At 66.3% G+C, this 13,505-nt stretch carries 11 protein-coding genes; 7 read left to right on the top strand and 4 right to left on the bottom strand.

The features are described 5' to 3' along the window. Nucleotides 1–3 precede the first annotated feature (3 nt). Together G7Y82_RS03985 and G7Y82_RS03980 are read left to right on the top strand one after the other, a co-directional pair. On the top strand, nucleotides 4–1,131 hold the full coding sequence (locus tag G7Y82_RS03985; protein WP_168146731.1) for a hypothetical protein: 1,128 nt from the start codon (nucleotides 4–6) through the stop codon (nucleotides 1,129–1,131). A 59-nt stretch (nucleotides 1,132–1,190) separates the two neighbouring features. Beyond that, nucleotides 1,191–1,859, top strand: coding sequence for a LuxR C-terminal-related transcriptional regulator (locus G7Y82_RS03980; protein WP_168146730.1), 669 nt, complete (start codon nucleotides 1,191–1,193; stop codon nucleotides 1,857–1,859). Nucleotides 1,860–1,897: 38 nt separating this feature from the next. Here G7Y82_RS03980 and G7Y82_RS03975 read toward each other — a convergent pair whose 3' ends face one another. Next, nucleotides 1,898–2,335: a hypothetical protein gene (locus tag G7Y82_RS03975; protein WP_168146729.1), complete on the bottom strand. Its 438-nt coding sequence runs from the start codon at nucleotides 2,333–2,335 to the stop codon at nucleotides 1,898–1,900. Between the two features lie 102 nt (nucleotides 2,336–2,437). After that, a complete protein-coding gene (locus G7Y82_RS03970; RefSeq protein WP_206370307.1) occupies nucleotides 2,438–5,098 on the bottom strand; it encodes a hybrid sensor histidine kinase/response regulator in 2,661 nt (886 codons plus the stop codon). Nucleotides 5,099–5,260: 162 nt separating this feature from the next. Here G7Y82_RS03970 and G7Y82_RS03965 point away from each other — a divergent pair, with 162 nt between their 5' ends. Beyond that, nucleotides 5,261–6,556 (top strand): dicarboxylate/amino acid:cation symporter, encoded by a 1,296-nt coding sequence (locus G7Y82_RS03965; protein ID WP_168146728.1) that lies wholly within the window; start codon nucleotides 5,261–5,263, stop codon nucleotides 6,554–6,556. A gap of 71 nt (nucleotides 6,557–6,627) precedes the next feature. Here the strand turns inward: G7Y82_RS03965 and G7Y82_RS03960 are convergent, their stop codons facing one another. After that, nucleotides 6,628–7,899: an MFS transporter gene (locus tag G7Y82_RS03960; protein WP_206370379.1), complete on the bottom strand. Its 1,272-nt coding sequence runs from the start codon at nucleotides 7,897–7,899 to the stop codon at nucleotides 6,628–6,630. Nucleotides 7,900–8,052: 153 nt separating this feature from the next. On the opposite strand from G7Y82_RS03960, the gene G7Y82_RS03955 reads away from it, so the two are divergent. Then, complete coding sequence (locus tag G7Y82_RS03955; RefSeq protein ID WP_168146726.1) at nucleotides 8,053–10,350, top strand: NADP-dependent malic enzyme; 2,298 nt, start codon at nucleotides 8,053–8,055, stop codon at nucleotides 10,348–10,350. 212 nt (nucleotides 10,351–10,562) lie between these two features. On the opposite strand, the gene G7Y82_RS03950 is transcribed toward G7Y82_RS03955, so the two are convergent. Beyond that, on the bottom strand, nucleotides 10,563–11,036 hold the full coding sequence (locus G7Y82_RS03950) for an Mpo1 family 2-hydroxy fatty acid dioxygenase (protein ID WP_168146725.1): 474 nt from the start codon (nucleotides 11,034–11,036) through the stop codon (nucleotides 10,563–10,565). Nucleotides 11,037–11,164: 128 nt separating this feature from the next. Between G7Y82_RS03950 and G7Y82_RS03945 the strand changes: the two genes are divergently transcribed. Genes G7Y82_RS03945 through G7Y82_RS03935 form a run of 3 tightly spaced genes read left to right on the top strand, consistent with a single transcriptional unit; the run spans nucleotide 11,165 to nucleotide 13,505 of the window. After that, nucleotides 11,165–12,151 carry a helix-turn-helix transcriptional regulator gene (locus G7Y82_RS03945; protein ID WP_168146724.1) on the top strand — a complete coding sequence of 329 codons (987 nt, stop codon included), beginning with the start codon at nucleotides 11,165–11,167 and terminating at the stop codon, nucleotides 12,149–12,151. Then, nucleotides 12,148–13,158: a DUF5924 family protein gene (locus tag G7Y82_RS03940; RefSeq protein WP_168146723.1), complete on the top strand. Its 1,011-nt coding sequence runs from the start codon at nucleotides 12,148–12,150 to the stop codon at nucleotides 13,156–13,158. The genes G7Y82_RS03945 and G7Y82_RS03940 overlap by 4 nt, the downstream gene beginning before the upstream one ends. Nucleotides 13,159–13,190: 32 nt before the next feature. Next, entirely contained in the window at nucleotides 13,191–13,505 is a 315-nt protein-coding gene (locus G7Y82_RS03935; protein WP_168146722.1) for a rhodanese-like domain-containing protein, read from the top strand.

Genomic DNA, 13,505 nt, shown 5'->3' with positions numbered 1-13,505 from the left:
ACCATGAACAAGACACATCACGACATTCCGTTTCGCGGCGCACTGACGCTGATCGCCAGCGCCTGCCTGGCGCTGTCACTGACCGGCTGCATCCAGCGTGACAAGGCCCCGGACGACAGCGGCTCGACCACCGGCGGCAGCACCACCGGTGGCGATACCGGCGGCGGTTCGAGCGGCAGCAGCTGCGCCAATCTGCCGTCGTCGACGACTTCGTACAAAGGCGGCGACACGCTCGGAGAGGAGCTGACGCTGTCGATCGACCCGAGCAGCCTCGCCTACACGATCACCATCGACGACAGCGAGCAACGCAGCGCCGGCACCCAGGTCAGCGGCACGCTGGTCGAACTGAGCGGTTGCCAGTTCACCAGCGACGAGGCCGGTGCGGTGTTCACGATCGGCGCCAACGACGCCGTCCAGGGTGGCGTGCAGACGGTCGACGGCACCAGCTTCGCGCCGCTGATCGCGTTCGGCACGACTTACAACAACGCCAGCGACCCGACCGCGTTCAACGACGTTGCCATCAAGTTCAATGTCGCCGGCGTGCAGACCACTGCCGGCACGACCAGCGGCTACGGCGGCTCGGGCCGCCTGCGTAATGCCGGCACCCTGCAGTTCTGCGTCGACAGCAGCAACGGCGGTTTCGCGACCTACGATTCGGGCTGCACCGATACCGAGAAGGGCTACATCACGTACAACGCCGATCGCGATGCGTTCGACTTCTACGAGACCGACTCGACCGGCAGTGCCGTCACCGAAGGCGGCACGCTGGCCGGATCGATGATCATCGGCATGGTCAATGACGTCGCGGTGCCGGTGCTGCTGCTGCGCACGTCGGCGACCGACTACGGCCTGCGCGTGATCACGACGCAGGAAGCCGACACCACGTCGGGCGACGCCGACGGCAGCTATCTGCTGACGACCAGCAGCGGCAGCGCCGAGGACGCCACCATGTCCGGCGCGGCGCTGACGATCGGTACCGACACCGGCACGCTGGCCTACAACACGCCGGTCAGCGGCGTGATCGAAGCCAGCGGTACGCTCGCCGGTCACCTGCTATACGCCGGCGGCGTGCTCACCTTCTCTCCGACCACGAGCGGCGCGGCCGCGTTCGAGTTCGGCGTGCAGGAGTGAGTGCATGGCTTGCATCGCGGCAACCGCTGAACCAAGGTAGCGCGGTTCCGGTTGCCGTGATGCTCGCCATGAAAATCGTCGTCGCCGACGACCACCCGCTGTTCCGCGTCGCCGTCGCGCAGGCCCTGCGCGACGTCACCGGCGGCGAGCCGCCGGTCGAAGCATCGAGCCTGCGTACGCTTGAAGAAGCGGTGCAGGCCCACGCCGACATCGACCTGGTGCTGCTCGATCTGCATATGCCGGGTGCCCGCGGTTTCTCGTCGCTGGTCTTCCTGCGCGGCGAACGCCCGGAAGTGCCAGTGATCGTCATTTCGTCGAACGACCATCCGCGCACCATCCGCCGTGCCCAGCAGTTCGGCGCGTCCGGCTTCATCCCCAAATCGACACCGGTCGAGCGCATGCTCGAAGCGGTGCGCCATGTCCTCGAAGGCGGCGTCTGGTTTCCGGCGCTGGCCGCCGAAAAGAGCGAGGACGACGCCAAGCTGGCGGCAAAACTGGCACAGCTGACGCCGCAGCAGATGCGCGTGCTGATGTGCATGGCCGACGGTCTGCTCAACAAGCAGATCGCCTACGAACTGGGCCTGGCCGAAAACACCGTCAAGGTTCACGTCACCGCGATCCTGCGCAAACTCGAATGCCACAGCCGCACCCAGGCTGCGGTACTGGTCAAGGCGCTGGAGCCGGACCCACCGCCGGAGCGCGAGACCGGCCCACAGCCCGAGGAGTAAGGCCTCGCGCGGCACCGGGGTTCGCGGCTGCGGACCGCTTATTGGTCGGGCGGCAGGTCGCTGCGCCGCAGGCTATCCGATGTCCCCCGAAAGGAGTCCCTCATTTCCCGAGCGTCCCTGCGATTCAGTTGCGCGCTCGAACGCTCGTCGAGCTGCCCGTCCCTGATCAGGGACACGCAAGACCTGCGATTGACCGCCAATTCCTCGATCAGACGGCGGTGCTGCGGATCGGTCGGCAGCGACGTCGAACCGGAGAAGTTATAGCGGCAACCGCCTTTGACCGGCATGGCCCGGTACAGATACTCGCGTTTGCGTGACCAGTGCAGTCCATCGGCGGCGAAGATCGTCGTCTTCGGATCCGTCAGAAAGGCGCGAATCTCGGGGTCGCTGGCCGCCTCGGGCTCAAGGTGCAGCGCGGCAACAGCCGCCTCGCGCGTACAACTGGCGACGGCGAGCGTAGCGACGAACAGCACCATGATCTGCCGGCATCGTGACATTGCAGCGCTCGCAGCCCGAACACGTCCAGTAGTAGCAGACGCCGGCGCGGCCGCTTGTGACTCGCGTCACAGGCCGCCACCTCAAACACCGCGGGCGACGAGTCCTGAAATCAGCGCGCGCAGCGCGGCCGGCCGAATCGGCTTGGCAAGAAACCCCCACCCGGCCTCGCGCACGCGCGCCTGCAAGGCCGCGTCGCGTTCGGCGGAGATGACGATGACCGGAATCGGCCGCCCCCAGCGCTCGAACAGCGTTGGCACGCAGTCCGGGCCGGCGACGTCGCCGAGGCGGTAGTCGAGCAGCAGGAAGTCCGGCACGGCATCGGCCGCCGCGGCGCTCAATGCGGCGTCGGCGTCGGCGTACAGCGCGACCGACGCGCCCCAGGTTTCGAGCAAGGCCCGCGTCGCCTCGCGCACGCGCGCGTCGTCGTCGAGACACCAGCCTTGCAGGCCGCGCAGCGGCGAGTCGTCATCGGCCAGCCGCACGGTGGCCGGCGTCGCCGCCAGCGCCGTCGCGTCGCCGCGTGGCACGGTCACCGAAAACACGCTGCCGCGGCCCGGCCACGACCGCAGGCCGATGGGATGGCCGAGCAGGCGCGCGATGCGCTCGACGATCGCCAGGCCCAGGCCAGCGCCGCGTTCCGATGCGTTGTGTCCGGTATCGAGACGGCGGAACTCCTCGAAGATGGCGTGGCGTTGGGCGTCCGGGATACCGATACCGCTGTCCCAGACCTCGATCCGCACCGCGTCGCCGGCGCGTCGACAGCCGAGCACGATGCGGCCCCGCGGGGTATAGCGGATCGCGTTCGACAGGAAGTTCTGCACGATGCGCCGCAGCAGGTCTTCGTCGGTGCGCACCACGGCGTGGGTCGGCACGTAGTGCAGCGACAGGCCCCGCGCCTGCGCCAGCACGCCGAATTCGCGCGCCAGGGTTTCGAGCAGGCTGCCGAGCCGCAGTTCGCGGCGGCGCACTTCGAGCGCACCGGATTCGAGGCGCGAGATATCGAGCAGTCCGGTCAGCAGCGCGTCCTGCGCCGATAAGGCCTCGTCGACGTTGTCGATCAGGGTCTGCGCTTCGTGATCGGCGTCGCGATGGCGCAAGGCAGAGATGAACATGCGCGCCGCATTGAGCGGCTGCAGCAGATCATGCACGGCGGCGGCGACGAACCGGGTCTTGTACAGATTGGCGCGCTCGGCCTCGCCCTTGGCCAGCGCCAGGTCGTGGGTCCGCGCCTCGATGCGCCGCTCCAGCGTCCCGGCTAGCGTGCGCAGGTCGCGCGCGACGTTCTTGTACTGTGTGATGTCGGCATAGCTGGTGACGAACCCGCCGCCCGGCAGCGGATTGCCGCGTATCTCCAGCACCGTGCCGTCCGGCCGTTCACGCTCGTGCAGATGCGGCGTGCCGGCACGCAGATGCTCGAGGCGGCGGCGGATCGCCTCGTCCTCGTCGCCATCGCCGAGCAGGCCGCGCTGCGCGTTGAAGCGGAACAGATCCTCGATCGGCCGGCCGACCTGCATCAGCTCCGGCGGATAGCGGAAGAATTCGACGTAGCGGCGATTCCATGCGACCAGACGCAGATCGGCGTCGATGACGCTGACGCCCTGCGGCAAATGCTCGAGGCTGGCGCTCTGCCCCAGCGCCGAACGCCGCGCCGCTTCGACGACGCCGTCCTGCGCGGTGCGCAGCGCCGCCGCGTGCTGCTTGACCATCTGCTCGAGTTCCTCGCGGCTGCGTCGGCGCAGCCGCGAAAGACGCAGGCGACTCTGCACGAACAGGGCCAGCAGCAGCACCGCCAGCCAGGCGCCGCCAGCGGCGATGCCGGCGACGCGCCCGGCCGCCAGCGCCGGCGCCGTGTCCTGCAACAGGTGCAGCGTCCAGCGTTCACCCGGCAAGGGCAGACGCTGCCAGAGCACGTCGAGATGATGACCATCAGGTCCGGCGAAGCGCAGGCGCGCCGCAGCCGAGTCGTCGGGTAGCCGGCGATCGGCGATCAGCGGCCGCAACGGCAGATCGCCGTACTGCCGGGTGCGCGCGATCTGCGAGGCATCGTCGTTGCTCAAAGTGTGCAGCTCGCGGTAGCGCCAGGCGGCGCGGTTGGCGAGAAACACGACGCCGTGCTCGTCGCTGATGAAGACGATGTCACGGCTGTCGGCCCACTGGGCTTCGAGTTCGCGCAGGTCGACCTTGATGACGACGACGCCGAGCACCGTGCCGCCGGCGCCGTGCACCGCATCGGAAATGAAATAGCCGGGGACGCCGGTGGTGGCACCGACGCCGTAGAAACTGCCGTGACCGTCGACCACCGCTTGCTGGAAATACGGGCGGAACGCGTATTGATAACCGACGTTGCTGCTCGGCAGCCGCCAGTTGCTGGCCGCGACGCTGAGGCCGCTACGGTCGATCAGCGTCAGCGTCGACGACTGCGTGACGCCGTTGACTTCCTCCAGCCGCTCATTGAGATGCGCCTGGGACGCCGCGTCGAGTGGGCTCGCCAGCGCCGCGCGCAACTGCGGATCGAGCGCCAGCACCGCGGGCAGGGTCCGATAGCGGTCGACATAGCGCCGCAACGAGTCCGCGTACAGGCGCATCTGCTCGGCGGCCTGTGCGGCGTCCTGCGCCAGCGCCCGCTGGGTGGCGACCTGGTCGCTGATGAAGGCGCAGACCAGCGCGCCGCCGACCAGCAACGCCACCTGCCCCAGCGTCTGCCGCGACGCGCGCAGCCGCGCCTTCAGCGACCAACGCATCGGCGGCCCGGGGGTGGCATTGGCATTGCGAAACGCATGCGGCATTGTCGCACCGCCGCGCCAGACCGGCGCCGGCGGTAGTCATAAGGTGTTATTGGAATGAGCACGTTGCGCTGACATCCTCAACGCTCGCCGACCCGTGGTGCTGGAGCACACGTCCTGATGAAATCGAAGGCTTCACGTTTCTATCTCCTCGTTCTGGCGGCCATCATCGCCGGCGGCTTGCTCGGCCATTTTGCGCCGAGCGTCGCTGTGCAGCTCAAACCGCTGGGCGATGGCTTCATCGCGCTGGTGAAGATGCTGATCGCACCGGTGATCTTCCTCACTGTCGTGCTCGGCGTCGCCGGTGTCGCCGACGTCAAGAAGGTCGGCCGCGTCGGCGCCAAGGCGATTCTGTACTTCGAGGTGGTCTCGACGTTCGCGCTGCTGATCGGCCTGGTGGTGGTCAACGTGCTCAAGCCGGGCGCCGGCTTCAACGTCGACCCGTCGACGCTGGACGCCTCGTCGGTCGCACACTATGCGCAGCAGGCGCACGAGCAGTCGACCGTGCAGTTCCTGATGCACATCATTCCGAAGACCTTCGTCGATGCCTTCACCGGCAATGGCGACCTGCTGCAGGTGTTGCTGCTGGCGCTGCTGTTCGGCTTTGCGCTGATGCACATCGGCGACGCCGCCAAGCCGGTGATGAACGTACTCGAAGGCCTGTCGCAGGCGTTCTTCCGCATGATCGGCATGGTCATGAAGGTGGCGCCGATCGGCGCCGGCGGCGCGATGGCGTTCACGATCGGCAAGTACGGCGTCGACAGCCTCGGCCCGCTGCTGAAGATGATGGGCTGCTTCTATCTGGCCTGCGTGCTGTTCGTGCTGATCGTGCTCGGCGCCATCGCCCGCGTCACCGGCTTTTCGATCCTGCGTTACCTGCGCTACATCCGTGACGAACTGCTGCTGGTGCTCGGCACCTCGTCGTCGGAATCGGCGCTGGTGCCGTTGATGCAGAAGCTCGAACGCCTCGGCTGCCCGAAGGCGGTGGTCGGCCTGGTCGTGCCCAGCGGCTATTCGTTCAACCTCGATGGCACCAATATCTACCTGACGCTGGCCGCGATCTTCGTCGCCCAGGCGCTCAACGTCGATTTGACGCTGACCCAGGAGATCACCCTGCTGGCGGTGGCGATGCTGACGTCCAAGGGCGCGTCCGGCGTCACCGGCGCCGGCTTCATCACCCTGGCGGCGACGCTGTCGGTGGTGCCGACCGTGCCGGTCGCCGGTCTGGCGCTGATCCTCGGCATCGACCGCTTCATGAGCGAGGCGCGCGCGATCACCAACATCATCGGCAACGGCGTCGCGACCATCGTCGTCTCGCGCTGGGAAAAGGAACTCGACGTCGAGAAATTGCGCCGCGAACTGGCGGCGCCGTCCGACGAAGTGCCGTCGGCGGTCGAACTCGACGGCACGCCGTGAACGGGTCGTGGCCGACCGCAGGGCTTCTGTAGGAGCGGCGCAAGCCGCGACCCCGGTCTTCGCAACGAGCTTCAGCTTTCGGTGATCTGCGAGTGCTGCTTCGTATCCCGCATCCCGATGTAGATCAGCAGCGAGATGGCAATGCAGATCGTCACGTACCAGGCATAGCCGTTCTCGTGACCGATCTGCTTGAACCACAGCGCGATGTATTCGGCGGTGCCGCCGAAGATCGACACCGTCAGCGCGTACGGCAGACCGACGCCGATCGCGCGAATCTCGGTCGGGAACAACTCGGCTTTGACGATGGCATTGATCGACGTGTAGCCGCTGACGATGACCAGCGCGCCCATGATCAGCCAGAACGCGCCGGCAACGGTGTGTACCGAGCGCAGCGTGGTGAGGATGGGAATCGTCAGCACGGTGCCGAGCACGCCGAACGCGATCAGGATCGGCCGGCGACCGATGCGGTCCGACAGCGCGCCGATGACCGGCTGCAGCAACATGTACAGAAACAGCGTGGCCGCCGAAATCAGCGTCGAGTCGGCCTTGCTGAAGCCGGCGCTGTTGACCAGGTATTTCTGCATGTAGGTGGTGTACGTGTAGAACGCCAGCGTGCCGCCCATGGTCAGGCCGACCACCGTCGCCAGCGCCTTCGGATGCTTGGCCAGCTCGCGCAGCAGGCTGGTCTTGCGGCGCGTACGCGCATGCTCGAAAGACTCGGTCTCCGCCATGTTGCGGCGCAACACCATGGCCACGATGGCACAGCCGGCACCGATCACGAACGGAATGCGCCAGCCCCAGGCTTCGAGCTGGGCCGGTGTCAGCAGCACGAACTGCAGCAGCATCAGCACGCCGATCGCCAGCAGCTGGCCGGAGATCAGCGTCACGTACTGGAAACTCGAATAGAAGCCGCGATGCGCGGGCGTCGCCATCTCCGACAGATAGGTCGCCGAGGTGCCGTACTCGCCGCCGAGCGACAGGCCCTGCACCAGCCGCGAGATCACCAGCAGGATGGGCGCCGCGATGCCGATGCTGCTGTAGCCGGGCGTGATGGCGATCGCCAGCGAGCCGAAGCACATCAGCCACACCGACAGCAGCAGCGCCGCACGGCGCCCGTAGCGGTCGGCATACCAGCCGAGCACCCAGCCGCCGATCGGCCGCATCAGAAAGCCAATGGCGAAAATCGCCGCCGTATTGAGCAGGCTCGCGGTCAAATCGCCTTCCGGAAAGAAGACCTTGGCGAAGTACAGCGAGAACGCCGAGTAGACGTACCAGTCGTACCACTCGACCAGGTTGCCGATCGAGCCGCTGAAGATCGAGCGGATGCGCCCGGACGCCGTCATCGGCTGCGCGATAACCGCACTGTTATCGGATTGCACACCTTCTCCCATCGTCGGACACCCTGATCCTCCCTATAATCCGGCCTCCCCCGACACCCAAGGTCTGCGGTGGTGCCGTCCGGCCGGGACACGTTACCGCAGCCAAGCCACGAACACATGCGCGATCTCAAAGCCCTACGCCAAGCCGCCCTCGATTATCACGAGTTCCCCATCCCCGGAAAGCTGGCGGTCACGCCAACCAAGCAGATGACCAACCAGAGCGATCTGGCTCTGGCCTACTCGCCGGGTGTGGCGGCGGCCTGCGAGGAGATCGTCACCGATCCGGTCAACGCCTTCCGCTACACCGCGCGCGGCAATCTCGTTGCGGTGATCTCGAACGGCACGGCCGTGCTCGGCCTCGGTGCGATCGGCCCGCTGGCGTCGAAGCCGGTGATGGAAGGCAAGGCCGTGCTGTTCAAGAAATTTGCCGGAATCGACGTCTTCGACATCGAGGTCGACGAGCGAGACCCGGACAAGCTGGTGCAGATCATCAGCGCGCTGGAACCGACCTTCGGCGGCATCAACCTCGAAGACATCAAAGCACCGGAGTGCTTCTACATCGAGCGTGAGCTGCGCAAGCGGATGAAGATTCCGGTCTTCCACGACGATCAGCATGGCACCGCCATCATCGTCGGCGCCGCCGTCACCAACGGCCTGATCGTGGTCGGCAAGAAGATCGACGAGGTCAAGGTCGTCGTCAGCGGCGCCGGCGCCGCGGCACTGGCCTGCGTCGAACTGCTGGTCGATCTCGGCGTGCCGAAGTCGAACGTCTGGCTGACCGACCTCGCCGGCGTGGTCTACGAAGGCCGTACCGAACTGATGGACCCGGACAAGGCGCAGTACGCGCAGAGCACCGACGCGCGCACGCTGGCCGAGGTGGTCGAAGGCGCCGACGTGTTCCTTGGCTTGTCGGCCGGCGGCGTGCTCAAGCCGGAAATGGTCGCCAAGATGGGCCCCAAGCCGCTGATCCTGGCGCTGGCCAACCCGAACCCGGAAATCCGCCCGGAGGATGCCAAGGCGGTGCGCGACGATGTGATCATCGCCACCGGCCGTACCGACTACCCGAACCAGGTCAACAACGTCCTGTGCTTCCCGTTCATCTTCCGCGGCGCACTCGACGTCGGCGCGACGACGATCACGCGTTCGATGGAAATCGCCGTGGTGCACGCCATCGCCGAACTCGCACGCCAGGAACAGAATGACGTGGTCGCCCAGGCCTACGGCATCGAAGACCTGTCGTTCGGGCCCGAGTATCTGATCCCCAAGCCCTTCGACCCGCGCCTGATCGTGCAGATCGCGCCGGCCGTGGCGCAGGCAGCGATGGATGCCGGCGTTGCCGCGCGACCGATCGAGGACTTCGACGCCTATCGCCAGAAGCTGCAGCAATTCGTCTATCACAGCGGCACGCTGATGAAGCCGATCTTCGCCGCTGCACGCAAGGTCGCGCCGGAAAAGAGCCGCGTGGTCTATGCCGAGGGCGAGGAAGAGCGCGTGCTGCGCGCGGTACAGATCGTCGTCGACGAAAAGCTCGCGCGGCCACTGCTGGTCGGGCGTCCGGCCGTCATCGAACACCGCATCTCGCAGTACGGCCTGCGCCTCAAGGCCGGCCAGCACTACGATGTCGTTAACCCCGAGCATGACGCGCGCTACCGCGAATATTGGCAGGCCTATCACGAGCTGATGCAGCGCCGCGGCGTCACCGCCCAGCATGCCAAGCTCGAAATGCGCCGCCGCACGACGTTGATCGCGTCGATGCTGCTGAAGAAGGGCGAAGCCGACGGCATGATCTGCGGCACGATCTCGACCACCGGCCGCCACCTCGAATTCATCGACCAGGTGATCGGCAAGCGCGAGGGCATTTGCACTTATGGTGCGATGAATGCACTGATCCTGCCGGGCCGGCAGATCTTCATCGTCGACACGCACATCAACCTCGAGCCCAGTGCCGAACAGCTCGCCGAGATCACGCTGATGGCGGCCGACGAAATCCGTCGCTTCGGCATCGAGCCGAAGGCGGCGCTGCTGTCGCACTCCAACTTCGGCTCGTCGGACGCGCCGTCGGCGGCGAAGATGCGCCGCACGCTGGAGCTGCTGCGTGAGCGCGCGCCGGGGCTGGAAGTCGACGGCGAGATGCACGCCGACTGCGCCCTCGACGAGAAGCTGCGCCGCGGCATCCTGCCGTCGACGACGCTGTCCGGCGAAGCCAACCTGCTGGTGCTGCCGAACCTCGACGCCGCCAACATCGCCTACAACCTGCTCAAGGTCGCCGCCGGCCAGAACGTCGCGATAGGCCCGATGCTGCTCGGCGCCGCCGCGCCGGTGCACATCGTCACCCCGTCGACGACGGTACGCCGTATCGTCAACATGACGGCGCTGACGGTCCTGGAAGCGAATGCCGGCAGCTCGATACGGTAAGGCTGTCTGGCAACAAAAAACGGCGCCTTCGGGCGCCGGTTTTTTTGGTACAGAGCTCAATCTCGGCACTGAAGGTTTCATCCGCCCTTGCCCTTCGCGCTGCGCACGCCGCGTGCAAGCCCGCGCAGGCCGCAAGCCCGCAGTCACCGAGCTCACCAACGAAAAAGGCCCGCGGAGATCGCGGGCTTTTTCGATTTGCAACGGATGCCGCGTCAGTGCGCTTCGGCGCGACGCCCCGTCGGCAACGCCATCTTCCGGTACGCCGCATCGAGCAGCCACAGCGGCCCGATCAGCAGGAACTGCAAATCCTTGAAGAACGACGGACGCGCCTTCTCGACATGGTGGCCGATGAACTGGCCGATCCACGCGACGACGAAAACACCGATCGCCAGCCACAGCAGATTCAGGCCCATTGCCGCATGCAGGCTGGCGATCAGCCAGTACGCAAGCAGAAACACGCCGGTCATGCCCAGCGCGAGGCGCCACGACAGACGGAAGTAGTAGAGCAGTACCAGCACGCCGACGACGGTCAGCGCATTGAGGTCGCCATGCCCCCACGGAATCACCTTCAGCGCGGCGGCGATCGCCAGCGCGATCAGCGGCACGCAAATCCAGTGCAGGAGCTTGTTGGTCGGGTTGCGGTGGCTGACGGTGTACTCATCAAGCCAGTCTTCGAGTCGTTTCATCGGCCTCTCCTTGCCGGGACGGATGTCCTTTTATTGATAGTATGCGGACGTCTGGGTGGTTTCCCGATAGTAAAAACCGCCCTGCCCTGACAGGATTTTGTTACATCTTTAGACCCGTTCAAGACGGAATGCCACAGTCCTCCCCCGCAGACGCGATCGATCCGGTCGACCGGCTTATTGCCCGGCTGTATCGCTCCGGGCTGATGATCGAGGCCTCGCAATTCCGCAGCTGGGCGCTCGCACAGCTGGCGCGGATGGTGTCCTGCGACGGGGTCCTGTGGGGCAGCGGCGTGATCGCCGAGATGAAGTTCCAGACCGTCACCGTGCACGGACTGCCCCCGGAATTCCCGCAGAAGCTGCAATCGACGATCGCGCTCAACCCGATGCTGCCGCAAATCCTGCGCAACATCGACACGCCGATCGCGATGCAGGACATTTTCCCGGACGACGAGTTTTACGCCTCCGAGCTGTATCGCGGCACCTTCGCGCCGTTTGGCATCAACCGCCTGCTGTCGACCGCACACCTGGACCGTCGCAGCGGCCTGTATTCACTGCTGACGCTGTATCGCAAGGACCGCAACGCGCCGTTCACCGATGACGACAAGCTGCGGCAGAAGCGCGCCAGCTATCACCTGTTCAATGCCTCGTCGCATTCGCTGTTCCTGCATCTGGCGCAGACCTATGCGGACCGGCCGGCGAACTCCGGCGCCGCGGTGGTCAATATCGAAGGAATCTTCCACGAGGCACAGCCGCGCTTTCTCGACATGCTCGACGAGCGCATGCCGAACCGCGAGGTCCAGCGCCTGCCGTTTCCGATGCCGGCACCGGGCACCTGCGAAACCCACGACGATCTGATGGTGCGCTGCGAATCACTCGGCGAGCTGTATCTGATCATCATCTGGCCGGCCGGCCCGCTCGACCGGCTGACGGCGCGCGAGCGCGAGATCGTCTACAGCGTTGCGCAGGGTCTGTCATTCAAGCAGGCGGCCAAGAAAATCGGCGTGGCGCCGTCGACGGTCGCCAATCATCTGTATCGCGTCTATCGCAAGCTCGGGGTCTACAGCCGGACCGAGCTCGCCGAGCTTGTGCATCCGCAGTCCACCCCGCCTCCATGAACGAGGTGCCAGCGCCGCGATCACGGCTGCTGCAGCTGTGGTCGCGCTACAAGCATTTGGTCGCGATCGGCAGTTTTGCGCTGGGCGTCGCCAGTCTGGTGCTGGTCCAGCGGCAGACCAAGGTCGCGCAGACCCTGGTGTTCATGCTGCCGCTGTCCTGGCTCGTCGCCCTGTTCGAGCCGCAATGGATGAAGCTCGCCGAGCGCGGCCGCTGGCTGCGCCACTCGCCGATCGTCGTGCGCTATCTGCTGCAGGGCCTGCATCAGGAGTCGTTCTTCTTCACGCTGCCGTTCTTTCTGGCGACGACGACCTGGACCACCGCGCAGCCGCTGTTCCTGCTACTGCTGGCCGGTTTTGCGCTGGTCTCGATGATCGACCCGCTGTACTTCGACCGCGTCGTCGTCCATCGCGGCCTGCTCTGGACCTTCCATGCCGCCGCTGGCTTCGCGACCATGCTCACCGCGGCACCGATGCTGTGGCGCATCACGACTGCGACCAGCCTGTGGCTGGCGATCGGCGCCGGCTGCGTGCTGGCAGTCCCGGCATTCGCCGCCGTGCTGCCGGGGCGCCGCTGGCTCCGCTGGCCGCTGGCAATCGCGGCCGCGGCCCTGCTCGGTGGCGCGCTGAGCCTGCTGCGCTTCGCCATCCCGCCGGCGACGCTGACGGTGCACGGCGCGCTGGTGACCGAGACCGTGGACGCCAGCGCGCGCAAGCCCGGCGCCGCGATCCACGAGATCAGCACGGCCGACCTGATCGCACATGGTCTGTATGCGTGGACGCCGATCCATGCGCCGCGCGGGCTCGCCGAACAGGTCGTACATCAGTGGTGGCATGACGGCCGACTCGTCGACAGCATCCCCATCGAGGTTCGCGGCAGCCGTGAAGACGGTTACCGAACCTGGACGCACAAACAAAGCTTCCCGGCCGACGCGCAGGGCAACTGGCAGATTCGTGTCGTCACACAGAGCGACCAGCTGATCGGCATCGTCCGCTTCAAGGTCGACTGACGCCGCGTGCCCCACCGCTCTACACTGCCGCGATGAAAATTCTCACCGTCGAACAGCTGCAGTCTCTGCGCCTGGCAGGCGCGATCACCGTCGTCGACGTGCGCGAGGCCGACGAAGTCGCCTATGCACCGCTCGATGGCGCCGTGCACATCGCCCTGCAGACGCTACCGCAGCGTCTGAGCGAACTCGATCGCCATGCCCCGCTCGCCATGCTCTGCCATCACGGCATGCGCTCGGAAATGGCCGCCCGCTTTCTCGAACAGAACGGCTACACCGACGTCGCCAATATCGTCGGCGGCATCGACGCATGGTCAGCCGTCATCGATCCCGGCGTACCGCGCTACTGA

The organism is Solimonas marina (assembly GCF_012241385.1).
Lineage (GTDB): Bacteria > Pseudomonadota > Gammaproteobacteria > Nevskiales > Nevskiaceae > Solimonas > Solimonas marina.
The sequence above is the reverse complement of the archived record's forward strand: the minus strand, read 5'-3'. Positions and strand labels throughout refer to the sequence as shown.

Coding starts and splice junctions, on each gene's coding strand:
- G7Y82_RS03960 (WP_206370379.1), bottom strand. CDS start 7,899: ATGACGGCGTCCGGGCGCATCCGCTCGATCTTCAGCGGCTCGATCGGC.
- G7Y82_RS03940 (WP_168146723.1), top strand. CDS start 12,148: ATGAACGAGGTGCCAGCGCCGCGATCACGGCTGCTGCAGCTGTGGTCG.
- G7Y82_RS03985 (WP_168146731.1), top strand. CDS start 4: ATGAACAAGACACATCACGACATTCCGTTTCGCGGCGCACTGACGCTG.
- G7Y82_RS03935 (WP_168146722.1), top strand. CDS start 13,191: ATGAAAATTCTCACCGTCGAACAGCTGCAGTCTCTGCGCCTGGCAGGC.
- G7Y82_RS03980 (WP_168146730.1), top strand. CDS start 1,191: ATGCTCGCCATGAAAATCGTCGTCGCCGACGACCACCCGCTGTTCCGC.
- G7Y82_RS03975 (WP_168146729.1), bottom strand. CDS start 2,335: ATGGTGCTGTTCGTCGCTACGCTCGCCGTCGCCAGTTGTACGCGCGAG.
- G7Y82_RS03965 (WP_168146728.1), top strand. CDS start 5,261: ATGAAATCGAAGGCTTCACGTTTCTATCTCCTCGTTCTGGCGGCCATC.
- G7Y82_RS03970 (WP_206370307.1), bottom strand. CDS start 5,098: ATGCGTTGGTCGCTGAAGGCGCGGCTGCGCGCGTCGCGGCAGACGCTG.
- G7Y82_RS03950 (WP_168146725.1), bottom strand. CDS start 11,036: ATGAAACGACTCGAAGACTGGCTTGATGAGTACACCGTCAGCCACCGC.
- G7Y82_RS03945 (WP_168146724.1), top strand. CDS start 11,165: ATGCCACAGTCCTCCCCCGCAGACGCGATCGATCCGGTCGACCGGCTT.
- G7Y82_RS03955 (WP_168146726.1), top strand. CDS start 8,053: ATGCGCGATCTCAAAGCCCTACGCCAAGCCGCCCTCGATTATCACGAG.